The 23,172-nt window shown below is 70.7% G+C and carries 14 protein-coding genes; 10 read left to right on the top strand and 4 right to left on the bottom strand.

Annotation, left to right across the window (positions count from 1 at the left end; genetic code table 11):
- Positions 1 to 49: 49 nt before the first annotated feature.
- Positions 50 to 2,512: a phosphoketolase gene (locus ACFCVM_RS07380; protein ID WP_375835451.1), complete on the bottom strand. Its 2,463-nt coding sequence runs from the start codon at positions 2,510 to 2,512 to the stop codon at positions 50 to 52.
- Positions 2,513 to 2,630: 118 nt separating this feature from the next.
- On the opposite strand from ACFCVM_RS07380, the gene ACFCVM_RS07375 reads away from it, so the two are divergent.
- A complete protein-coding gene (locus tag ACFCVM_RS07375) occupies positions 2,631 to 3,551 on the top strand; it encodes an AEC family transporter (protein ID WP_375835449.1) in 921 nt (306 codons plus the stop codon).
- 64 nt (positions 3,552 to 3,615) lie between these two features.
- On the top strand, positions 3,616 to 4,338 hold the full coding sequence (locus tag ACFCVM_RS07370) for a DUF1353 domain-containing protein (RefSeq protein WP_375835448.1): 723 nt from the start codon (positions 3,616 to 3,618) through the stop codon (positions 4,336 to 4,338).
- Between the two features lie 12 nt (positions 4,339 to 4,350).
- On the opposite strand, the gene ACFCVM_RS07365 is transcribed toward ACFCVM_RS07370, so the two are convergent.
- Entirely contained in the window at positions 4,351 to 6,558 is a 2,208-nt protein-coding gene (locus tag ACFCVM_RS07365; protein WP_375835446.1) for a hypothetical protein, read from the bottom strand.
- Between the two features lie 319 nt (positions 6,559 to 6,877).
- Between ACFCVM_RS07365 and ACFCVM_RS07360 the strand changes: the two genes are divergently transcribed.
- Positions 6,878 to 7,621, top strand: coding sequence for an LGFP repeat-containing protein (locus ACFCVM_RS07360; protein WP_375835444.1), 744 nt, complete (start codon positions 6,878 to 6,880; stop codon positions 7,619 to 7,621).
- Positions 7,622 to 7,723: 102 nt separating this feature from the next.
- The gene (locus ACFCVM_RS07355) at positions 7,724 to 10,207 is read left to right on the top strand and encodes a DEAD/DEAH box helicase (RefSeq protein ID WP_375836677.1); all 2,484 of its coding nucleotides are present in this window, start codon (positions 7,724 to 7,726) and stop codon (positions 10,205 to 10,207) included.
- Between the two features lie 39 nt (positions 10,208 to 10,246).
- On the opposite strand, the gene ACFCVM_RS07350 is transcribed toward ACFCVM_RS07355, so the two are convergent.
- Positions 10,247 to 11,179: an EamA family transporter gene (locus ACFCVM_RS07350; RefSeq protein WP_375835443.1), complete on the bottom strand. Its 933-nt coding sequence runs from the start codon at positions 11,177 to 11,179 to the stop codon at positions 10,247 to 10,249.
- A 242-nt stretch (positions 11,180 to 11,421) separates the two neighbouring features.
- Here ACFCVM_RS07350 and ACFCVM_RS07345 point away from each other — a divergent pair, with 242 nt between their 5' ends.
- The 6 genes from ACFCVM_RS07345 (at position 11,422) to ACFCVM_RS07320 (ending at position 21,781) form a co-directional block, all read left to right on the top strand.
- The gene (locus ACFCVM_RS07345; RefSeq protein ID WP_375835442.1) at positions 11,422 to 15,984 is read left to right on the top strand and encodes an ExeM/NucH family extracellular endonuclease; all 4,563 of its coding nucleotides are present in this window, start codon (positions 11,422 to 11,424) and stop codon (positions 15,982 to 15,984) included.
- Positions 15,985 to 16,137: 153 nt separating this feature from the next.
- Complete coding sequence (recQ, locus tag ACFCVM_RS07340) at positions 16,138 to 18,168, top strand: DNA helicase RecQ (protein ID WP_375835441.1); 2,031 nt, start codon at positions 16,138 to 16,140, stop codon at positions 18,166 to 18,168.
- A 258-nt stretch (positions 18,169 to 18,426) separates the two neighbouring features.
- A complete protein-coding gene (locus ACFCVM_RS07335) occupies positions 18,427 to 19,104 on the top strand; it encodes a helix-turn-helix transcriptional regulator (RefSeq protein ID WP_375835439.1) in 678 nt (225 codons plus the stop codon).
- Between the two features lie 162 nt (positions 19,105 to 19,266).
- Positions 19,267 to 20,298, top strand: coding sequence for an ATP-binding cassette domain-containing protein (locus ACFCVM_RS07330; protein ID WP_375835437.1), 1,032 nt, complete (start codon positions 19,267 to 19,269; stop codon positions 20,296 to 20,298).
- Positions 20,295 to 21,125, top strand: a complete 831-nt coding sequence (locus ACFCVM_RS07325) for an ABC transporter permease (protein WP_375835435.1) — start codon at positions 20,295 to 20,297, stop codon at positions 21,123 to 21,125. The genes ACFCVM_RS07330 and ACFCVM_RS07325 overlap by 4 nt, the downstream gene beginning before the upstream one ends.
- Positions 21,126 to 21,244: 119 nt before the next feature.
- A complete protein-coding gene (locus ACFCVM_RS07320; RefSeq protein ID WP_375835433.1) occupies positions 21,245 to 21,781 on the top strand; it encodes a hypothetical protein in 537 nt (178 codons plus the stop codon).
- Between the two features lie 89 nt (positions 21,782 to 21,870).
- On the opposite strand, the gene ACFCVM_RS07315 is transcribed toward ACFCVM_RS07320, so the two are convergent.
- Positions 21,871 to 23,118 carry a TetR/AcrR family transcriptional regulator gene (locus ACFCVM_RS07315; RefSeq protein ID WP_375835432.1) on the bottom strand — a complete coding sequence of 416 codons (1,248 nt, stop codon included), beginning with the start codon at positions 23,116 to 23,118 and terminating at the stop codon, positions 21,871 to 21,873.
- Positions 23,119 to 23,172 lie beyond the last annotated feature (54 nt).

Genomic DNA, 23,172 nt, shown 5'->3' with positions numbered 1-23,172 from the left:
GGCGCTCGGGAGACCGGGCGCCCGCCGTCGTCTCAGGGGCGCGTCGCGCCTACTGCGGGTCAGGGGCGAAGTGCCAGTCGGTGATCCACGCGGGGTCCTCGCCGTGCTCGTACGCGTACTCGCGCGCCGCGGCGCGCGCCGCGTGCCATTCGTCGGCGATCTCCGCGACGCCGGGGCGGCCCTGGAGGCCCGGCACCCGGTGCAGCACGTCGAGGGCGAGCCGGTAGCGGTCGAGGTCGTTCAGGTGCAGCATGTCGAACGGCGTCGTCGTCGTGCCCCGCTCCGCGAAGCCGCGCACGTGGATGTTCGCATGGTTGGTGCGCCGGTAGGTCAGCTGGTGGACGAGCGACGGGTACCCGTGGAACGCGAAGACCACGGGCGCCGAACGGGTGAAGATCGCGTCGAACTGCGCGCCGGGCAGCCCATGGGGGTGGTGCTGCGGATCCTGCAGGCGCATCAGGTCGACGACGTTGACGAGCCGCACACGCAGTTCGGGCAGCCGGTCGCGCAGCAATCGGGCGGCCGCGATCGCCTCGGCGGTCGGCACGTCGCCGGCGCACGCGATGACGACGTCGGGCTCGGATGCCGCGGCATCCGCTCGCTCGGAATCGGGTTCGCTGCCCGCCCACTCCCACACGCCGAGACCCGCCTCGACGTGGGCCGCGGCCTCGGCGGGTGAGAGCCACTGCGGGTGCGGCTGCTTGCCCGCGACGACGACGTTGACCCGGTTGCGAGTGTCGAAGGCGTGCCGCATGACCTCGAGCAGGGTGTTCGCATCGGGCGGCAGGTATACGCGCACGACATCGGCCTGCTTGTTCACCACGACGTTCAGGAACCCGGGGTCCTGATGCGAGAACCCGTTGTGGTCCTGCCGCCAGACGTGCGAGGAGAGCAGGTAGGTGAGGCTCGCGACGTCGCCCCGCCAGGGCACCTGCTTCGCGGACTCCAGCCACTTCGCGTGCTGGTTGAACATCGAGTCGACGATGTGGATGAACGCCTCGTAGCTCGTGATGAGCCCGTGCCGCCCGGTCAGCAGGTACCCCTCGAGCAGGCCCTGCATGAGGTGCTCGCTCAGCGCCTCGATGACGCGGCCCTCGCGCGCGAGGTGTTCGTCGAGCGGATGCATCGCCTCCGCCCATGCTCGCGCGGTGACGTCGAACACGGCGCCCAGCCGGTTCGAGAGCACCTCGTCGGGCCCGAAGAGGCGGAAGTCGTCGGGGTTGTCGCGCATCACCTCGGCGAGCCACGCTCCGAGCACCCGCGTCGCCTCGCCCGTGTCGCCGCGCTCGCCGGGGGCGACCGCGACGCCGTGCGGCGCGAGCGACGGCAGCTCGAGCGGCCGGGCGATGCCGCCGTTGACGTGAGCGCTGGTGTTCGCGCTCATGCGCATCTCGCCCTCGGGCCGCACGGCACCGAGCCGGGCGACCGGGCGCCCCTCGCCGTCGAAGAGCTCTTCAGGGCGGTACGACCGCAGCCACGCCTCGAGCATCGCGAGGTGCTCGGGGTTCTCGCGCACGCCGGCGAGCGGCACCTGATGGGCGTGGAACGTGCCCTCGACCTGCACGCCGTCGACGACGGCAGGACCGGTCCATCCCTTCGGCGTGCGCAGCACGATCGCGGGCCAGCGCGGCGCGGCCTCGGCGAACGCACCCGCCGCGGCATCCGCCCGGATCGCGGCGATGCGCGCGTAGGCGACGTCGATCGCGTCGGCCATGCGACCGTGCACCGCCATCGGGTCCTCGCCGTCGAACCCGCCGGTGACGAGCAGCGGTTCGTAGCCGTTGCCGCGGAAGAAGTCGACGAGTTCGGCCTCGGGGATGCGTGCGAGCAGCGTCGGGTTCGCGATCTTGTAGCCGTTGAGGTGGAGGATCGGCAGCACCGCGCCATCCGTCAGCGGGTTCAGGAACGAGTGCCCGCGCCAGCTCGCCGCGAGCGGACCGGTCTCGGCCTCGCCGTCGCCGATGACGCAGGCGACCACGAGCCCCGGGTTGTCGAGTGCTGCGCCGTACGCGTGCATGAGCGAGTAGCCGAGCTCGCCGCCCTCGTTGATCGAGCCGGGCGTCTCGGGCGCCGCGTGCGACGGGATGCCGCCCGGGAACGAGAACTGGCGGAAGAGCCGCCGCATGCCCTCCGCATCGGCGCCGATCGCGGGGAAGAGCTCCGAGTACGTGCCGTCGAGCCACGTGTTCGCGACCATCGCAGGACCGCCGTGGCCGGGTCCGCAGACGTAGATCGTCGGCGTCCCGCGCTCGATGATCGCCCGGTTGAGGTGGGCGTAGACGAGGTTCAGCCCGGGGGAGGTGCCCCAGTGCCCGAGCAGTCGCGGCTTGATGTCGCCGGGCTCGAGCGGGCGGGCGAGCAGCGGGTTCGCCATCAGGTAGATCTGGCCGACGCTGAGGTAGTTCGCGGCCCGCCACCATGCGTCGACGATGTCGAGCGGCACGGATGCCCCGCGCACCTGCTGCCCGGTCTCGTGCTCGTGCTCGTGCTCGTGCTCGCCTGCGTCGGCCATGGCTTCCCCCGTCGGCTCCAGTGCACTTCGAGCCTAGGTCGGTCGTGCGGCGGGCACCACCGATAGGGTCGAAGGCGATGAGCAGCGCATTGCACCCGGGTGAACGCGGAGGCGATGCATGATCCAGATCTTCACCGGCTTCGCGGTGATCGCGCTCGCCGTCTTCGTCGGCTGGATCGCCGGGCGCACCGGCGTGCTCGGCCCCGAGGCCCGGCCGATGCTCGCCCGGCTGAACTTCAGCGTGCTCGCGCCGTTCCTGCTGTTCTCCGTGCTCGCGACGGCCGACGTCGGTGCGCTGTTCTCGGTGCTGCTCCCGGTCTCGGCCATCGCCGCCGTCTCGATGATGCTCGTCTTCGGCCTCGTCGCGATGCTCCTGTGGCGGCGGCGCCTCGAGCACACGGTCATCGGCTCGCTCGCCTCGGGGTATGTCAACGGCAACAACTTCGGCATCCCGATCGCGGTCTACATGCTCGGCGACGCGGCGTACTCGGCGCCCGTCGTGCTGCTGCAATTGCTGCTGTTCGCACCGGTGGCCCTCGCGATCCTCGGCGCGCGCGTGCACGGCCACACCTCGGTGACGGCGATCGTGCGCACGACGTTCACGAACCCGATCATCATCGGCTCCCTCGCCGGCGTGATCGTCGCGGTGTCGGGCATCGAGCTGCCGCCGATCGTGATGGAGCCGATCGAGCTCATCGGACACGCGGCGGTGCCGCTCATGCTGATCGCCTACGGGCTGTCGCTGCACGGGCAGCGACTCTTCGCGCCGGGCAGCGGCCGTCGCGAGGTGGCGCTCGCCACGGCGTTGAAGCTCGTCGTGATGCCGATCACCGCGTGGGCGGTCGGGGCCTTCGTCTTCGGGCTCGAGGGCCTCGACCTCTATGCGGTGACGGTGCTCGCGTCGCTGCCGACGGCGCAGAACGTCTTCGTCTACGCCCAGCGCTACGAGACGGCGGAGGTCGTGGCCCGCGACACCGTGTTCCTGACCACGATCGGCTCCGTGCCGGTGCTCATCGCGGTGGCGCTCCTGCTCGGCTGAGCTCCGATCGCGGTGGTCGGGAGCAGGATGGGCATGAGCGACCGCCCGAGCGAAGGAGTCCGCGATGCCATTCCTCACCGATGACGATCGGCCGCTCGGTGAACTGCTGCTCGCCCAGCGCCCCGCCGACGGGCATCGCTTCCAGGTGCGCGCTCCGTTCGCCTACCTCGACCCGGTGAGCGGGTCGCGCTACGACGTGCCGGTGCAGGATGCCGCGGGCGACGACTCCGACCTCGCCTCCGTGCCGACCCTGCTCTGGGGCCTCATCGCGAGCTACGGGCGGCAATCGGCGCCGGCGCTGCTGCACGACCACCGCTCGGTGCTCGCCGCGAACCTCGCCGATCGGCGGGCCGCGCTCGCGCAGCGACGGGTCGACGACCGGGTCTTCCGCACCGCGCTTCGCGAGCAGGGTGTGCCGCTGCTCAGGGCGGCCGTGATGTGGGCCTGGGTCTCCGCGGATCGCGAGCGGCAGTTCGGCGGCGCCGCCGGTGCGGCGTTCGTCGTGCAGGCCGTGCTCGGCGGCATCGTGGTGGCCGGGGCATCCGTCGCCGCGTTCTGGAACCCCGTGTGGCTCGTGCTGCTCGTCATCGTCGTCGTGGCCGCGCTGGCGTGGGGTCGACTCGCGCCGCCGCAGCTCGTGCTGGCGTTCTCGATCGGCTGGCTCGGTCCATTCGTGCTCGTGCAGTTCGCAGCCGTCGTGCCGTTCCGGCTCGCCGAGGCAGCGGTCGAGCTCGTGACCGGCGGCGACCCGGCCGGGGTGTTCCGGCCGACGTTGCGCGGGCGCTGAACCCGCCGGTTCCTAGTCGGTCGTCGCGACGGCCTCGGGCACCGGGTCCTCGGCCGACTTCGGCCAGTTGTGGAACCATCCTGCCCAGACCTCCGCGCGCCAGCCCTGCGGGCTGAGCAGCCGCCGTCGTGCCGCGAGGTCCTGCTGGAACCCGTCGGTCGCCACCGCGTCGCGGAGCTTCATCGGTGCGGGGATCCCGGCCAGTGCCAGGGTGTTCGCCGCATCGTCGTCGGTGCGCGCAGGCACGATCACCGGAACGGGCGCGTAGAGCGGCTCGACGAAGACGAAGACCGCCACGATCAGGAGGCCTACGGCGCTCCCGACGAGCACCTCGAGCGGAGGCCGGATCCAGGCGAAGATCGCGAACCACGTGCAGACGACGGCGCCGGCGACGTAGGCCGCGCGGGGGATCGAGCTCAGCACGAGCCAGTGGCGAGGTTCGATCGGGCACCGGTCCCACTCACGCGACCGCCTGGTGACGGTCGAGAGCCGCTGGTTCAGCCAGATCAGCACGGCGAGGGTGAAGCCCGAGGCGATGAGCCAGGTCCACGGGTTCAGGCCATCGGGGTCGGTCACGAACGAAGCCGCGGCGATCGTGGCCGGCACCGCCTCGGCGACGTCCTGACCGCCGGGGAACACGCCGATCATGAAGCCGATCGCGCCGGCCACCCAGCTCGCGAGGGTCGCGAAAGCGGCGTAGACGCCCGGCAGGCCCGGCAGGATCGCGGCGATGACGACGGCCGCGAGCATGTTGATGCCGAGCGACTTCTTGTCGATGACCGAGAGCAGGTTCTCGACCTGTGCGACCGGAACGGGGGCGGGCGGGAAGTCGGGTCCGAGCAGGTGCCGCGCCGTGGGCTCGACGACCTGGATCGTGTTCTGGAAGTACACGGAGTGGTCGAGGAAGGGCTGGCTCGTGTTGTGCACGGCGTGCTCTTCGGGCCCCTGTGCGGTGGAGCGTCCGGGGAAGTAGGCGTTGCGCCACCGCTCACGGCGGCCGGGGGCGGTGTCGGCGATGGGGCCGGCCGAGAACGGATCCCAGATGGCCCAGTAGTTCGCCCACTTCACGCCGCGGTGCGGCTCGGCCTCCGCATTGCGCTTGAGCCAGTCGCTGACGGGCTTGTACTCGTCGGGTCGGCCGAGCCAGCGGTCGCGCCCGAGCAGCACCACGGCCGCGCCGACCGTGGTGAGCCGGCTGACGTTGTAGTCGCTCGGCTTCAGCTCTTCGAAGAGCGCGAGCGTCGCGACCGCTGCGCCTTGCGAGTGAGCGAAGAGGTGCACGTCGCCGTCGTCGCCGACGAGCTCCTTGGCGCGGGTGAGCGCGTCGCGCACGACGAGCCGCATGGCCGAGGCGCGCACGGGGCGCTCCTTCCAGGCGGCGACGTCGCCGATCGACTCGATGATGCCGTCGATGACCCCCTGCGCCACGTTCTTGAACCAGGGGATGAGCAGGAGCGGGCTGATGAGCGGCAGGATCGGCGTCAGCACCGCCGCCAGCAGCACGAGGAACACCCAGGTCACGGCGAAGGCGATCGAGCAGACTGCGAGCCGGACGGCGTCGATCGCGAGGTCGACGATCTTCGGGAGCTTGCGAGGTGCGCCCGGCGGCTTGTTCCAGTGCCGCACGAGGGTGTACCAGGGCACGAGCACCATGGTGCCGAGGAAGAGGTCGAGCACGCGCCGGATCAGGCGCCACATGAAGACGACGGCCCATTGGAAGATCTGACCCCGGCTCATCGGCACGAACGACTCCGACCAGCGCGCCTCGATGATCGCGATCCGCTGCACGACGTCGTCGTCGTCCTCGGCGGGGGCGCCCGCAGCCTGCGCCCGCGGCCCGGGGGAGCGCACGGTCGCCGTGATGATGGGCAGGTCGCCCGACAGGTCGGACTCGTGGATCGCGACGCCGTGCCGATCGGCGGCGCCGATGACCCGGTCGCGTGCCAGCCAGTCCATGCGGCTGAGCAGCGGCTCGGCCCACTCGAGCAGGATCTGGCTGCGATAGGCGTTGCCCATGCCGTGCACGACGACGAGGGCGCGGTCGAACGCTCCGATGTCGGATGGCGCGGCCGGTGCCGCGGTCGAATCGGCGTGGTCGGCGCCGCCGTCGTCGGCAGCCGCGTCGGCCTCGGCATCCGCAGCTTCGTCGATCTCGGCATCGACGTCGGACGGCGACGTGGCCGCGGAGTCGTCTGGCGTGGGGCTGGGTGCGATCCGCATGGATTCTCCTCGAGCGAGTGCGTCTGAGCGAACGCTAGCGGCTCGACCGGCCCCGTGTCGCCTGTGTCTTCGCGGAGGCACGGCCAGTGCAGGCCCTGAGAACCGGGGTGCGCGGCGAGCAGAGTTCAGGGATAACCCTGATTCGCGGCATCCGTCTCGCTCCTACTCTGGGTACCGATCGCCGCTCCGCGAACTGCAGGGGGAACTGTCGCCGCGGGTGTCGATCGGATAGCCGGTCAGCATCGAGTCCCGAAACTCGGCGCAGGCCGGCTTCCCCCGTTTCCGGCGCCGACGGCGCCGGGTGGAGAAGGGCAGGGCGATGACCGAACGGATGATGCACCTCACGCGCCATCGTCAGGGCGGGCCGGCGCGCGCAGAAGTGCGCTCCGCGCACGTCGATCGTGCGCTCAGCTGGAGCGACTTCCGCACGGCCGTGAGCTACGACCCCGCCAACCAGCTGCTCCTCGCTGTGCCCGCGATCAGCGCGAAGCGCGCAGAGCACTCGTGGCTCGGCGAGGCGACGGCGCCGCACACGCGCCTCGGCGAGGGCGAGATGTACCGCCGCGAGTTCGAGCGCGGCGCCGTGTACTGGTCGGCGCGCACCGGCGCCCACGAGGTGCACGGGCCGATCGCCGAGCACTGGCACGGCGTGGGCGCCGAGACCTCGTTCCTCGGCTTCCCGACGACCGACGAGCAGCCGCTCGCCGCCTCCGAGCTGGGCGGCCGGCTCCCCGGCGGATTCGCGCACTTCGAGGGCGGTTCCATCTACTGGACGCCCGACCACGGGCCCGCGATCGTCTTCGGCATGGTCCGAGACATCTGGGCGCTGCTCGGGTGGGAGCGTTCGGCGCTCGGCCTGCCGGTGCAGGACGTCGACCTCGTGCCGTCGACCGGCGTGCTCCGCGGCGTCTTCGAGCACGGCACGGTGGAGTGGTCGTCGTCGACCGGGCCGGTCGTCGTCATCGATCCGTCGAGCGGAGGCTCCGGGTCGGCCGGTGCGCTCGACGCGGTCGAGGAGGACACGCTCGACCGTCTCCGCTCCGACTTCGCGCCCGGAGTCTGATCGGTCGCGGGCGCGGCAGAGTCGTTCGCGCTCGCGTGACAGACTCGACGGGTGACCCCGACCCTGCCTGAGCTCGCGCCGAGCCCGTACGACGCCGACGCGATGTACGACGCCTTCGTCGACTGGGCGGAGGGCCGAGGCCTCTCCCTCTACCCCGCCCAGGACGAGGCGATCATCGAGATCGTCTCGGGCGCGAACGTCATCCTGTCCACGCCCACGGGCACCGGCAAGTCGCTCGTCGCGGTCGCCGCCCACGCGGCATCACTGGCCCGAGGCGGGCGCAGTTACTACACGGCGCCCATCAAGGCGCTCGTCTCCGAGAAGTTCTTCCAGCTCGTCGAGATCTTCGGCGCGATGAACGTCGGAATGGTCACGGGCGACAGCTCGGTGAACCCCGATGCCCCGATCATCTGCTGCACCGCCGAGATCCTCGCGAACCTCGCGCTCCGGCACGGGCCGGGCGCCGACGTCGACCAGGTCGTCATGGACGAGTTCCACTACTACGGCGACCCCGAGCGCGGCTGGGCCTGGCAGGTGCCGCTGCTCACGCTGCACCGAGCGCAGTTCGTGCTCATGTCGGCGACCCTCGGCGACGTCACGGCGATCGCCGCCGATCTGAAGCGTCGCACGGGGCGGGAGACCGCGCTCGTCACGGGCGTCGACCGGCCGGTTCCGCTGCACTTCTCGTACGCGAAGACGCCCGTGCAGGAGACCGTCGAAGAGCTCATCGAGACGCGGCAGGCGCCCGTCTACATCGTGCACTTCTCGCAAGCCGCTGCGATGGAGCGGGCCCAGGCGCTGTCGTCGATCCGCGTCGTCACGCGCGAGCAGCGCGACGAGATCGCCGAGGCGCTCGGCGGCTTCCGCTTCAACACCGCGTTCGGCAAGACCCTCTCGCGACTCGTGCGCGCGGGCATCGGCGTGCACCACGCCGGCATGCTGCCGCGCTACCGGCGCCTCGTCGAGACCCTCGCCCAGCGCGGGCTGCTCCGCGTCATCTGCGGCACCGACACCCTCGGGGTCGGCATCAACGTGCCGATCCGCACGGTGCTCATCACCGCGCTCGCGAAGTTCGACGGGCAGCGGATGCGGCAGCTCACCGCACGCGAGTTCCACCAGGTCGCGGGACGGGCGGGGCGGGCCGGCTACGACACCGCGGGCACCGTCGTCGTGCTCGCACCCGAGCACGAGATCGAGAACGAGGCATCCGTCCGCAAGGCGGGCGACGACCCCAAGAAGATCAAGAAGATCGTGCGCAAGAAGGCGCCCGCCGGCCAGATCACCTGGGGCGAGGCCTCGTACGAGCGGCTCGTCGCGGCCGAGCCCGAGCCGCTCGTGCCGCAGCTGAAGCTCACGGCGGCGATGCTGATCAACGTGATCGCCCGCGGGGGAGACGTGATCGGCGACATCCGCTCGCTCGTCTTCGACAACCACGAACCGCGCGCCCGGCAGTTCGAGCTCGCGCGGCGCGCGCTCGAGATCTTCCGCACCCTGCGCGACGCGGGCGTCGTCGAGCTGCTGCCGCCTGCGGGCGACGGCCTGCCGATCGTGCGCCTCACGGTCGACCTGCAGCCGAACTTCGCGCTCAACCAGCCGTTGTCGCCGTTCGCGCTCGCGGCGATCGAGCTGCTCGACCCCGAGGCCACCGCCGAGAACGGTGCCGGCACCGGCCACTACGCCCTCGACGTCGTGAGCGTCATCGAATCGACGCTCGACGACCCGCGACCGATCCTCTCGCAGCAGCAGTTCAAGGCGCGCGGCGAGGCGATCGGCCGCATGAAGCAGGACGGCATCGAGTACGACGAGCGCATGGAGCTCGTCGAACTGGTCACGTGGCCGAAGCCGCTCGACGAGCTGCTCGCCCAGTCGTTCGAGGTCTTCGCCTCGAGTCAGCCGTGGGTGCGCGACTTCGAGCTGTCGCCGAAGTCCGTCGTGCGAGACATGTTCGAACGCAGCATGTCGTTCGGAGAATACGTCGGCTTCTACCAGCTCGCCCGCAGCGAGGGGCTCGTGCTCCGCTACCTCAGCGACGCGTATCGGGCGATCCGCCAGACGGTGCCGACCGAGGCGAAGAACGAGGAACTGCTCGACATCATCGAGTGGCTCGGCGAACTCGTGCGGCAGGTCGACTCGAGCCTCGTCGACGAGTGGAACGAGCTCATCGACCCCGCCGCCCACCTCCCCGAGGACGAGGTCGCGGTCGTGCCGCCGGCACCGCCGTCGGTCGTGACGAACCGCCGCGCCTTCACGGTGCTCGTGCGCAACGAACTGTTCCGCCGCGTGCAGCTCGCGGCCCTCGAGCGCGACGACGAGCTCGCCGAGCTCGACCCCGACGCCGGCTGGCCCGACGCGCTCGACCGCTACTACGCCGAGCACGACGAGATCGGCACCGGACCGGCGGCCCGGTCGCCGCGCCTGGTCGCGATCGACGAGGCCGATACCGCGAACGGCATGTGGCGCGTCGAGCAGACGATCGACGACCCGGCGGGCGACCACGACTGGCGCATCAGGGCCGAGGTCGACCTCGACGCCTCCGCCGAGGAGGGCGCGGCCGTCGTGCGCGTCACCGAGGTCGTTCGGCTCTAGGGCCCTCCGCTTCGTCGGTCGGGAACGCCCGCGCCGCCGTCACGCGAGCGCGAGCATGCCCGCGGCGGCGAGGGCGAGCACGAGGCCGACCCATTGCACGGGCGCGATCCGCTCGCGGAGCACGAGTGCGGCGAGCAGGATCGTGCCCGCCGGGTACATCGCCCCGAGCACCGCGGCCACCGAGAGGTCGCCCGCGCGGATGCCGGCGAGCAGCAGGCCGTTCGCGATCACGTCGACCATGCCGCACGCGATCGCGAGGCGGATGCCGGTCGCCGTCGCCGAGCGGGGTCGAGGTGCGGTGGCTGCACCGAGCGACGTGCGCTGCGGCATCCGCTCGCTCGGTGCCGTCGTCGCCGGTGCGGTTCGTCGCCGCGCCAGCGCGACGAGCGCGACCATGCCGACTGCGGTGAACATGATCACGCCCGTGACGGCTCGGTTCAGGAGCAGCGGCACGATGCCGCTCTCGTCGGAGGTCTGGTCGATCGTGATGTAGAAGCCGCCGATCGCGATGCCCGAGCCGACCGCCATCACGAGCCCGCGGAGGCTCGGGCGCACGGCCCCCTTCTCCGGCACGAAGCCGACGAGCACGACGGCGAGGAGCGCGAGGCCGAGGGCCCAGTAGCCGAGCGCCGTGAACCGCTCGCCGGTGACGAGGCCCCACGCCATCGGCAAGACCGCCGAGACGACCGCCGTGAGCGGCGACAGGATCGACATCGGACCGATCGCGAGGCACGCGTACAGCAGCGAGATCGCGATGGCGCCGCTGACGCCCGAGACTGCGCCCCACCAGACGTCATGCGCGGTCCAGGCTCCGCCGATCAGCGGATACGCGGCGGCGAGCACCACGAATCCGACGACCGCCGCGACCGCCGTCGCGAGGATGGCGCTGATGCGCTTCGCGGCGAGGCCGCCGAGGAAGTCGGAGGTGCCGAACACGAGCGCCCCGGTGAGCGAGAAGACGGCCGTGAGCATGCTCGCCAGCGTAGCGATGGCTCGCGTTCCGCTCATTCGAGCACTCGAGCCGATGCCGTTTGCTCATGTGCGCAGCATCCATGAACAGCACGTGAAATCAGGCGGATGAATCGACGCAAGCCCCTTGGCACGGCCGCAGCCCGCTCATAGGCTACGGGCAATGTCCCCCCGAGCCGGGCGCGCATCCACGCGGTCCGTCGGCGGGGTCCGATCGCACTGATCCGATCGCTCTGAGGAGAGTCATGCATCGTCGCCGCACCATCCCACGTCTGGCGGCCGTCTCGGCCGCATCGATCGGAGCACTCGTCGTCGGGTTGCTCGGCGCTCCGCCCGCATTCGCGGCCGTCGACGGCTCCGGCGTCGTCATCAACGAGGTGTACGCCCGTGGCGGCAGCGCGAACCAGCCGTTCGCCGGCAAGTTCGTCGAGCTGTACAACCCCACCGGCGCGCCCGTCTCCCTCGCAGGGTGGTCGCTGCAGTACCGCAGCGCCACGAGCACCGCGGCCTCGAGCGGCGTCGGCGCCCTCGCCGGTGAGATCGAGGCCGGCGGCTACTACCTCATCGCCCTTCCCGGCAACGGCTCGGTCGGCACGGCGCTGCCCGAGCCCGACGCGACGCTCGGGCTGAACCCGAGCGGCACGAACGGTTCGCTCTTCCTCGCGAACGTGCCCGGTGCGATCAACCCCGGCACCGGTTCCATCGTCAACAACCCGCAGGTGGTCGACTACGTCGGCTACGGCACCTCGGTGAACTTCGAGGGCGCCGCGGCGGGCTACCCGGGCGGCAACGCCGACCCCGGCAGCATCGTCCGCACCGGCTTCGCCGACACCGACGTCAACGCCGCCGACTTCACGTTCTCGTCGACCGTCACCCCGCAGGGCTCGGGGGGCGGCACCGATCCGGTCGACCCGACGGCCACGACGATCGCTGCGGTGCAGGGCACGGGCGACGCGACCACGATGGACGGCGAGCTGGTCGTCGTCGAGGGCGTCATCACCGCCGACCACCGGGCGGGCGGCTACAACGGCGTGACCATCCAGACTCCCGGCGCCGACACCACTCCCGGCGCATCCGACGGCATCTTCGTCTTCCAGATGCCCGCCGTCGGTGCGATCGGCGACCTCGTGCGCGTCACGGGCACCGTGAGCGAGTACTTCGGTCTCACCCAGATCACGACGAGCGCGACCGGCGCCGAACTCGTGACCGCGGCCGTCGGCGTGCCCGACGCCGTCGACCTGCCCGCGAGCACCGTGGGTTCGGCCCGCGAGCCGCTCGAGAGCATGCTCGTCGCACCCTCCGGGAACTACCTGCTCTCGAGCACGCACGAGGCCTACAACTTCGGCTCGCTGTGGATGGCCGCAGGCGACTCGCTGCCGGTCAAGAGCACCGAGCTGCTCGACGCCGGCCCCGACGCGAACGCCGCCGCCGTCGCGAACCGAGGCCGGCTCCTGATCCTCGACGACGGATGGAACGCCGCCGTGACCTCCGCGGGGCACCCGGCGGACCAGCCGTACCTCACGAAGGACGTGATCGTCCGCAACGGCGACCGCGTGATCCTGCCCGAGACGCCGTACGTGCTGAGCTACGGCTTCGACGCGTGGCGCCTGCAGCCGACCTCGCCGATCGACAGCACCAGCCCGGCATCCGTGAAGCCGACGTTCGAGACGCTGAACCCGCGAGTCGACACCGCCCCCGCGGTCGGTGGCGACATCCAGGTCGGGGTCTTCAACGTGCTGAACTACTTCACCACGCTCTCGAGCCAGAACGCGAACGCGCGTGGCGCCGCCACCGCCGAGGAGTTCGCCCTGCAGGAGAAGAAGATCGTCGCGGCGATCACCGGGCTCGGCGCCGAGGTCGTCGCGCTGCAGGAGATCGAGAACTCGTTCAAGCTCGGCGAGGCGCGCGACGAGGCGACCGCGACGCTCGTCGCAGCGCTGAACGAGGCCGAGGGCTCCGACGTGTGGGCGTACATCCCGACGCCGGCCTCGCTCACGGCCGCGACGACCGACGTCATCCAGAGCGCGATCATCTACCGGACCGCTGCCGTCACCCCCAAGGGCGACGCGCAGACCGTGATCGACGAAAGCGTCTGGGGCAACGCCCGCGAGCCCATCGGCCAGGTCTTCGAACTGCCGAACGGCAACGACTTCTCGGTCGTCGCCAACCACTTCAAGTCGAAGAGCGGATCCGGCGCGCAGCCGGCCGACGGCCAGGGCTTCTTCAACGCCGACCGCGTCGCGCAGGCGAACTCGCTGCTGACGCTGGCGAACTCGCTCGCGGCCGAGGCCGGCGAGGTGTTCCTGCTCGGCGACTTCAACTCGTACGCCGAAGAGGACCCGATCCAGGTGCTCACGGGTGCCGGGTACTCCGACCTGCTGCCCGATCTGACCGACGACCAGTACACGTACACGTTCGACGGCGAGCTCGGCTCGCTCGACCACGCGCTCGGCAACGCCGCAGCCGTGCAGGGCGTGACGGGCATCGGCCGCTGGGCGATCAACTCGCCCGAGTGGAGCGACCGCCAGTACGAGAACGGCTCGCCCGACGACGGCTCCGTGTTCCGCTCGAGCGACCACGACCCCCAGGTCATCGGCCTCGACAGCGCGAAGCTCAACGACGTGGTCGACATCAGCGTGATGACGATCAACGACTTCCACGGCCGTATCGAGCAGGCTGCGCCCGCCGCGGGTGCCGCGGTGCTCGCGGGAGCCGCCGACGCCGTCCGGGCCGAGAACCCGAACACGGTCTTCGCGGCGGCGGGCGACCTCATCGGAGCCTCGACGTTCACGTCCTTCATCCAGAAGGACTCGCCGACGATCGCCGCGCTGAACGCGGCCGGACTCGACGTGAGCGCCGCAGGCAACCACGAGTTCGACCAGGGCTGGGCGGACCTCCGCGATCGCGTGCAGGGCGAGGCCGACTTCGAGTACATCAGCTCGAACGTCTTCCTCAAGGGCACCGACGAGACGGCGCTCGCGCCGTACTACACGAAGACCTTCGAGGGCGTCACGGTGGGCTTCATCGGCGCCGTCACCGAAGAGCTGCACTCGCTCGTCAGCCCCGCCGGCATCGCCGACCTCGACGTTCGCCCGATCGTCGAGTCGGTCAACGCCCAGGCCGACAACCTCACCGACGGCGACCCCGCCAACGGCGAGGCCGACGTGCTGATCCTGCTCGTGCACGAGGGTGCGGCCACGGCCGCCAAGGAGTCCGTCACCGACGGCTCGGTGTTCGGCAAGATCGTCGCCGGTGTCGACCCCGCGGTCGACGCGATCGTCTCGGCGCACACGCACCTGCCCTACAACCACGTCGTCGACGGCCGCCCGGTCGTCTCGGCCGGCCAGTACGGCGAGCAGTTCGGCCTCATGAAGCTCGAGGTCGACGGCAAGACGAAGGAACTCGTCTCGATCACCAACGAGCTCAAGCCGCTCATGACGACCGCGACGACCAACCCGCCCGTGCCCGCCAAGGCGCTCTACCCGGCCGACCCCGAGGTCGCGGCGATCGTCGCCGCCGCCACGTTGAAGGCCAACGAGCTCGGCGGGGTCAAGGTCGGCGACATCACGGCCGACTTCAACCGCGGCCAGATGCCCGGCAAGGACGCGAACGGCAACCCGATCACGGTCGAGGCGCGCGGCGCCGAGTCGACGATCGGCAACTTCGTCGCCGATGTGCAGCTCTGGGCGGCCCAGCAGGACGGCGCAGCCGACATCGCGTTCATGAACCCGGGCGGCATGCGCACCGACCTGAAGTTCAAGAGCTCGAACGCGGCCGACCCCGACGGCAACGTCACCTACCGCGAGGCCGCCAACGTGCAGCCGTTCGCGAACACCCTCTTCACCCAGACGCTCACCGGCGCCCAGGTCAAGCAGGTGCTCGAGGAGCAGTGGCAGCCGGCCGGCGCCTCCCGTCCGTTCCTGAAGCTCGGCGTCAGCGCCGGACTCGAGGTCGTCTACGACCCGACGGCGGCAGCGGGGTCCCGCGTGACCCACGTGTCGCTGAACGGCGTAGAGCTCGACCCGGCCGGAAGCTACCGCGTCGTTGCGAACTCGTTCCTCGCGGCCGGCGGTGACAACTTCTTCACCCTCGGCAAGGGAACCGGTCGCGCCGACACCGGCAAGGTCGACCTGCAGGCGATGGTGGACTGGTTCACCGTGAACAAGACGGCGACGCCCGACCTGGCGCAGCGCTCGGTGGGTCTGGTGCTGCCGGCCCCGGCCAACGGCACCGCCTACGTGCCCGGCGAGACGCTGAACCTCGCGCTCAGCTCGCTCGACTTCAGCACCACCGAGGTCGCCGCGGGAGAGGTCACCGTCTCGATCGGCGGAATCGCCGTCGGCACGGCACCGGTCGACCGCACGGTCGTCGCGACGACCGACGAGGGCGGCCGTGCATCGCTCACGATCACGATCCCCGAAGGCCTCAGCGGCGCACAGCAGCTCGTCGTCTCGGTCGCATCGACGGGCACGAGCGTCGAGGTCCCGGTCACGATCGAGCAGCCGGTCGCCGAGGTCGACACGACGATCGTCGGTGTGCCGAACAAGCTGCTGGCGAAGGTCGGCAAGAAGATCAAGTACAGCGGTGTCGTGGTCGCCCACGACGGCTCGAAGCCGGTCGGTACGGTGACCATCACCGACGGGTCGACGGTCATCGCGACGGTCGAACTCGACGCCGCCGACAAGGGTCGCTTCTCGGTGACGCTGCCCGATCTCGCCCGTGGTGTGCACGTGCTGCGCTCGAACTTCGAGAGCACTGAGCCGTACGCCGACTCGCGGTCGTTCGCGGTGCCGGTGCTGGTCTGGTAGACAGCGCGCGCTCATGACGGGGCGGGGGCGAGCGGATGCGACATCCGCTCGCCCCCGTCTCGTTCGCTGCCGCACCGCTCCTCCACAGCCCCGGGTTCGCGTGCTTGCCTCGCCACGGCGGAGTGCGTCGGCGGCGCTCGTTAGACTCGACGAATGAGCTGGAACGCGGAACCCGCCTGGACCGACGAGGTCCCGTGGGACCCCGACGAACTCGCTCCGCCGCCCGATGACGAGTGGGTGCCACCCGTCGACGACGCCCAGTTCGTCGGTGCGCGCACCTCGGCCCCGCAGCGCTCATCCGAGGCGCAGGGTCGACCGTCCGGAGCGGTCGGGTCGGGCCGTCGCGCCGCTGCGCCCGCGCGGTTCGCCACTGCGGCCGAAGCGCTCCACACCGTGTTCGGGTACGACAGCTTCCGCGGCGAGCAGGCCGAGATCATCGCGCAGGTCGCCGGCGGAGGCGACGCCGTCGTGCTCATGCCGACCGGCGGCGGCAAGAGCCTCTGCTACCAGATCCCGTCGCTGCTCCGCGAGGGCACGGGCATCGTGGTCTCGCCGCTCATCGCGCTCATGCACGACCAGGTCGACGCGCTCGTGCGCAATGGCGTTCGCGCCGCGTACCTGAACTCGAGCCAGCAGTCGCACGAGCGGGCCGAGGTCGAGCGGGCGTACCTCGCCGGCGAGCTCGATCTGCTCTACGTCGCCCCCGAGCGACTCGGCAACGAGGCGACCAAGCGCTTCCTCGAGCAGGGCGCGATCGCACTCTTCGCAATCGACGAGGCCCACTGCGTCGCGCAATGGGGGCACGACTTCCGGCCCGACTACCTGGCGCTCTCCGAGCTCGCCGAGCGCTGGCCCGATGTGCCGCGCATCGCCCTCACCGCCACGGCGACCGAGGCGACGCATCGCGAGATCACCGAGCGGCTGAGCCTCGGGGGAGCCGAGCACTTCGTCTCGAGCTTCGACCGGCCCAACATCCAGTACCGCATCGACTCGAAGCTCGAGGTGCGCAAGCAGCTGCTCGAGTTCATCCGCAGCGAGGGTCGCGACGCCGCCGGCAACCCCGTCGCGGGCATTGTCTACGCGCTCTCGCGGGCGAGCACCGAGAAGATCGCCGCGTACCTCGCCGAGCACGGCGTCAACGCGATGCCGTACCACGCCGGTCTCGATGCCGCGGTCCGCCGTCGCACGCAAGAGCGGTTCCTCCGCGAAGAGGGTGTCGTCGTCGTCGCGACCATCGCCTTCGGCATGGGCATCGACAAGCCCGACGTGCGATTCGTCGCCCATGTCGACCTGCCGAAGTCGGTCGAGGGCTACTACCAGGAGACCGGTCGCGCCGGCCGCGACGGGGCGCCGGCGACCGCCTGGCTCGCCTACGGCCTGCAAGACGTCGTGCAGCAGCGGCGCATGATCGACGAGAGCCCCGGCGACCTCGCCCACCGGCGGCGTCTCGCCCAGCACCTCGACGCGATGCTCGCGCTCTGCGAGACGGTGCAGTGCCGTCGCCAGAACCTGCTCGGCTACTTCGGTCAGCCGAGTGAGCCGTGCGGCAACTGCGACACCTGCCTCGAGCCGCCCGCCTCGTGGGACGGCACGGTGCCCGCTCAGAAACTCATGTCGACGATCGTGCGCCTCCAGCGCGAGCGCCGGCAGAAGTTCGGCGCGGGCCACCTCGTCGACATCCTCCGCGGCAAAGAGACGCCGCGCGTGCGACAGTACGGTCACGACGCACTCGCGACCTGGAGCATCGGGCAAGACCTCAGCGACCAGCAGTGGCGCGGGGTCGTGCGGCAGCTGCTCGCGCAGGGCCTGCTCGCCACGCACGGCGAGTACGGCACGTTGACGGTGACGGATGCCGCGGCCGACGTGCTCTCGGGCAAGCGGGTCGTGAAGCTCCGCACCGAACCCGAGCGCGCCGCGCGCTCACGCGGTCCTCGGGCGGCCGCTGCTGCCGTCGACCTCGAGCCGGCGCAGGTGGAGCTCTTCGAGCAGCTCCGCACGTGGCGAGCCGGCGAGGCGAGAGAGCAGGGTGTGCCCGCGTACATCGTCTTCGGCGACGCGACACTGCGCGCCGTCGCGGTCGCGAGGCCCGCGAGCCTCGCCGATCTCGACGGCATCACCGGCATCGGCGCCAAGAAGCGCGAGGCCTACGGCGAGGCGCTGCTCTCGGTCGTCGCCTCGGCCTGACACTCTCTTCGGTCGCCAATCCCTCCTCGCCCGGCTCGAGCCGAGCTTGTTCGACCTGACTCGCGCGTGTTCGGCTCGCCACCCTTGCTCGCCGCCGCGATCAGGAGGAGATCTGCGATTCCGAGGAGCGAAGCCGCGGAATCGATCCTCGAAATCGCTGATCTCCTCACGAACGTCGGCGGGCGTCGGCCGGCGGCCGCCGACCCTTGACGCATCCTCACTCGCGATATACTCTGAACAAAGTATTTGGAGGTGAGTATGTCGCGTCGACCGGTGAGCAACCCGCTCGCACTCGCAGTGCTGGCGAGCCTGTGGGAGCGGCCGATGTACCCCTACGAGATCACGACGACCCTGCGCGAACGCGGCAAGGAAGACAGCATCCGGCTGAACTTCGGCTCGCTCTACGCGATCATCAAGTCCCTCGAGAAGCACGGCCTCATCGAGGAGGCGAGGGTCGAGCGCGAGGGCAATCGGCCCGAGCGCATCGTCTACGCGATCACCGACGCCGGCCGCGCCGAGGCGCACGACTGGATGCGCGAGCTCATCGCGGTGCCGGTCAAGGAGTACCCGGCGTTCGAGTCGGGTCTCTCGCTCATCGCACTGCTCGCGCCCGACGAGGCCATCGCCCTCCTCCGCGAGCGCCTCGAGCGCCTCGACGCCGAGCTCGCATCCCGAGCCAGGCTCGCCGAGCAGTCCGACGAACTCGGCCTGCCCGAGCTGTTCCTCGTCGAGTTCCACTACCGCGTCGCCATGACCCGCGCCGAGCGCGAGTTCGTCGCGGGCATGCTCGAGCGCCTCGAAGCGGGCGAACTCGGTGGTCTCGACGCGTGGAAGGCCATGCACGAGCTGATCGAGTCCGGCGCGACCGCCGAAGAACTCGAGGCGCAGCTCGCGCGCTACCTGGCGGAAGGAGCCGCAGACCAGCAGCAGCACTGACGAGCAGCAAGAGCTGTACACAGATCGATGGCCCGGATGCGGCAACACCCGAGCCATCTCGCAACCGAGTCGTTCAACGTGAATCGAATCCACCCCAGTGCGTACGGTCATTCTACCGACGCGCCATCACGACCGAACGGCTCCCCACCGAAGGAGAGCCTCATGGCTGCATCACCCGACGGGATGGCCCTCGTGGCCGCCGATCTCGTCAAGACCTATTCGCAGGGGCGCGGAAAGCCCCCGCTCCGAGCCCTCGACGGGCTCACGTTCCAGGCCGAGGAGGGCACGATCTTCGGCCTGCTGGGGCCGAACGGCGCCGGCAAATCGACGACCGTCAAGATCCTCTCGACCCTCTCGCGTGCCGACTCGGGCACGGCCACAGTGGCCGGCATCGACGTGGGGCGCCACCCCGGCCGCGCGCGAAGCGCGATCGGCTTCGTCGCCCAGAAGCAGGTCTCCGACCCGATGGACACCGGTGTCGAGAACCTCGTGCTCGCCGGCCAACTGCACGGCATGTCGACGCGGGCTGCACGCAGCCGGGCGGGCGAGCTGCTCGAACGGTTCGCGCTCACGACCGCAGCCCGCCGCCAGGTGAAGACCTACTCGGGCGGCATGGCGCGCAAGCTCGACGTCGCGATCGGCCTCATGCATCGCCCGCAGGTGCTCTTCCTCGACGAGCCGACGACCGGTCTCGACCCTGAGGCGCGCGCCGAGATGTGGGCGGAGATCGAGCGGATGTCCCGTGAGGAGCGCATGACCGTGCTGCTGACCACCCATTACCTCGAAGAGGCCGACCGGCTCGCGAGCCGACTGGCGATCGTCGATGCCGGGCGCGTCGTGACCGAGGGCACGCCCGAGCAGCTGAAGAGCGAGCTGCGCGGCGATGCCGTGGTGATCGAACTGCACGAGGCATCCGTCATCGCTCGGGTGCTCGAGTCGCTCGATCGGCTCGGCGGATTCCGCGAGGTCGCCGCCGAGGGGCGTGCGGTGCGCGCCCGGGCGGACGACGGCGGCGCAGCGCTGCCGCTCGTGCTCGCGGCGCTCGACGCAGAGGGTGTCGCCGTGGCGTCGGCGACCGTGTCGCGGCCGAGCCTCGACGACGTCTACCTCGCCCGCACCGGTCATTCCTTCGCCGCGGTGCACGCCGGCTCGTCGACCGAAGGCCGCTCCGAACTCGAGGAGGTCGTGTCATGACCACGCTCACGAACCCGGCCCGCGTCGCGGCCGCGACCGCGTACGCCCGGCCGAGCTTCTTCCGGCACACCGCCGTCCTGACGCTCCGGCAGTTGCGGGCGGCGGTGCGCATTCCGGCATTCATCGTCATGAATGTCGTGCAGCCGCTCATCTGGCTGCTGCTGTTCGGGCAGCTCTTCACGTCGGTCGTCGACATCCCGGGATTCACGGGCGGCGACAACTACCTCGAGTTCCTGACGCCCGGCATCGTCATGATGATGGCGCTGTTCGGCAGCGCGTGGGCCGGCACGAGCTACATCCAGGACATGGATCGCGGCGTGATGGACCGGTTCCTCACCTCGCCGACGAGCCGGGGGGCCCTGATGGTCTCGACGCTCGTGTACCAGGCACTGCTCACGCTCGTGCAGTCGCTCATCGTGCTCGGTGTCGCCTGGCTCGGCGGCGCCCGGTTCGACGGCGGCCTCGGCGGCATCCTGATTCTGCTGCTCGCGGCGATGCTGCTCACCGCCTCGTTCTCGGCGCTCTCGAACGCTGCGGCACTGCTCGCGCGCAACCAGAACGTGCTGATCGGCATCTCGCAGCTCATCACCATCCCGCTCATGTTCCTGAGCTCTGCGCTCATGGACACGAGCCTGTCGGCCGACTGGGTCGCGGATGTCGCACGCTTCAACCCCTTCGAGTGGGCGGTCGTGGCCGGCCGAGAGACGCTCGGCGCGAGCCCCGACTGGGCGAGCGTCTGGGGTCACCTCGGGCTGCTCGCGGCGTTCGCCGCGGTGCTCGCGTGGGTCGCGACGAGGGCCTTCCGGTCCTATCAGCGGAGCGCATAGAAGCGGTCTCCCGACTCTGCGTCGTGCGGCACGCGCGGCGCGCGCAGGGTCGGGAGGCCTGCCGGCCGATGGCGTCGGGCGTCATTGACGCGGCGTACTCGCCCCACGATGCTGGAGCGGTGACCACCGAACCGCCGATCGAGGCCGCCGCCGTCGCGGACACGACGACCGCCGTGACCGACGGCGTGACCGACGGCGTGACCGACGCCGCGCTCCCCCCCGGGATCCGCATCAGGTGGGGCTGGTTCCTCGCCTGCATCGTGCTCGGCCTCGCCGCCATCGTCGCCGGCTGGTTCCTCGTCTCGCCCGAGAGCCGCCTCGGCTACGTCGGCGGCGTGTTCGCCGGCGTCGGCACCACGTTGCTGCTCGTGGGCATCGTCGTGCTGCTCGAGCGGCGCATCGTGGACACCGCGGCGCGGGTGGTTCGGGATGCCGCGAAGGAGGCGCGCATCAAGACCAACGAGGAGGTGCGCGCCCAGATCCGCGACTTCGAAGACCGGGTCGCCGGCATCTGGGAGACCGCCACCCCGGAGAGCGCCGCTGAAGCGACCCGCCGAATGAGCGACGAGTTCACCGAGCGCGTCGTCGGCGCCTATGCCGGTGACGACGATCCGCCCCCCCGAGAGCTCGTCGGGCGAGGGCGCGTCTCGTCCTGATTAGTGCCGGTCCTCGACGCTGGTGCCGTCGAGGGTCGAACACCGAGCGACACGACCGGATGCCCCGCCGAGTCGGCAGGCATGCCATGTCACGCGGCGACGAGATCGCGGAAATGGGCCCGCAGGTGCGCTCCGACCTCGATCGAGGGGTCGTAGAGCCACTGGATCTGCAGCCCGTCCCAGGTCGCGATCAACCACGCCGCTTCGCGGCGCGGGTCTCGATCCGGCTGCAGTGACCCCTCGTCGCGCATTCTGCGGAACAGGTCGGTGAAGTAGCGGCGGCTCTCACGGAACCGACGCTCGAAATGATCGTGAGCCGGATGCCCCGGTGTGGCGCCCTCGCAGGAGAGCACGGCGTACAGCTCGATCAGCCCGGGGTCGGCGGCGGCGCGGTCGGCGACCTCGGCCAGCGCCGGGAGTCGGTCGCGGGCGGGGCCGGCGGGCGCGTCACCGGTGATGGTCCGGCGGTCGCGCAGCCGCAGCACCGACGTGAGCAGTTCGTCCTTCGATCCGATGTGGTGCAGCAGGGTCGACTTGGGGATGCCGCTGCGTTCCGCGATCTCGCGCAGGCTCGTGCCGTGGTAGCCGCTTCGGGCGAAGAGCTCGATCGCGCTGGCGTCGATGCGGGCGCGCTGCTCGCGGCCCACGCGTCCGGGCTCCTCAGGCTCGAGGATGATCGTCGCTGCGATGGGTGCTGCGTCTTCAGTCTCGGAGCGGTCGTCGTCGGCGAACGGCAGGGCCGGCGCGCCGCGCAGCCAGCGCTCGTGGCGGGCGAGATCCCCGACGAGGTCGACGTCGTCGGGGGAGTATCGCTCCTGGAGTTGCAGGCCGTCCCACGCGGCGATGACGAGTGCGGCGTGCACATCGGGGTCGATGCCCGCTCGCACGGGCTCGGTGGCGAGCTGGTCGGCGACGGCTGCCCGCACGCGCGCATAGCGCTCGCGCATGTGAGCGTGCGCCGCGTGGCTCGCGCTCGTCGCCTCGCCCGAGAGCGCGGTGTAGAGCTCGAGGTATCCGGGGGTGCCGGCGTTGCGACGAGCGAGCGCGGCGAGGCCGAGCGAGAACTCGTCGTGCGGCTCGTGCTCGATCCACGATTCGTTCGCACGGTCGAGTCGCTCGACGACCGCGCCGAGCAGTGCGTCCTTCGACGGGAAGTGGCGCAGGAGGCCAGGGTGGGTCACGCCGGCACGGGCGGCGACATCACGCAACGACACCGCCGTGATGCCGACGGAGACGAACATCGCGGTCGCAGAGTCGAGGATGCGCTCCCGCGTCGCCGCGGACCGGGCTTGACGCGTCGGTACCGGGAGCTCGGCGAACGCCGGTGTGCTCGTCAACGGGGCTCTCTCATCGAAGTCGAGGCTAGTCGGTTGCCGTCCGAGTAAATGTTA

It is taken from the genome of Agromyces sp. NPDC056389, from assembly GCF_042262385.1.
GTDB lineage: Bacteria > Actinomycetota > Actinomycetes > Actinomycetales > Microbacteriaceae > Agromyces.
The sequence above is the reverse complement of the archived record's forward strand: the minus strand, read 5'-3'. Positions and strand labels throughout refer to the sequence as shown.

What these genes read in the sequence shown, in the direction of transcription:
- ACFCVM_RS07335 (WP_375835439.1), top strand. Translation starts at nt 18,427, where the DNA reads ATGTCGCGTCGACCGGTGAGCAACCCGCTCGCACTCGCAGTGCTGGCG.
- ACFCVM_RS07370 (WP_375835448.1), top strand. Translation starts at nt 3,616, where the DNA reads ATGCCATTCCTCACCGATGACGATCGGCCGCTCGGTGAACTGCTGCTC.
- ACFCVM_RS07355 (WP_375836677.1), top strand. Translation starts at nt 7,724, where the DNA reads ATGTACGACGCCTTCGTCGACTGGGCGGAGGGCCGAGGCCTCTCCCTC.
- ACFCVM_RS07365 (WP_375835446.1), bottom strand. Translation starts at nt 6,558, where the DNA reads ATGCGGATCGCACCCAGCCCCACGCCAGACGACTCCGCGGCCACGTCG.
- ACFCVM_RS07330 (WP_375835437.1), top strand. Translation starts at nt 19,267, where the DNA reads ATGGCTGCATCACCCGACGGGATGGCCCTCGTGGCCGCCGATCTCGTC.
- ACFCVM_RS07360 (WP_375835444.1), top strand. Translation starts at nt 6,878, where the DNA reads ATGACCGAACGGATGATGCACCTCACGCGCCATCGTCAGGGCGGGCCG.
- ACFCVM_RS07350 (WP_375835443.1), bottom strand. Translation starts at nt 11,179, where the DNA reads ATGCTCACGGCCGTCTTCTCGCTCACCGGGGCGCTCGTGTTCGGCACC.
- ACFCVM_RS07375 (WP_375835449.1), top strand. Translation starts at nt 2,631, where the DNA reads ATGATCCAGATCTTCACCGGCTTCGCGGTGATCGCGCTCGCCGTCTTC.
- ACFCVM_RS07380 (WP_375835451.1), bottom strand. Translation starts at nt 2,512, where the DNA reads ATGGCCGACGCAGGCGAGCACGAGCACGAGCACGAGCACGAGACCGGG.
- ACFCVM_RS07345 (WP_375835442.1), top strand. Translation starts at nt 11,422, where the DNA reads ATGCATCGTCGCCGCACCATCCCACGTCTGGCGGCCGTCTCGGCCGCA.
- recQ (WP_375835441.1), top strand. Translation starts at nt 16,138, where the DNA reads ATGAGCTGGAACGCGGAACCCGCCTGGACCGACGAGGTCCCGTGGGAC.
- ACFCVM_RS07325 (WP_375835435.1), top strand. Translation starts at nt 20,295, where the DNA reads ATGACCACGCTCACGAACCCGGCCCGCGTCGCGGCCGCGACCGCGTAC.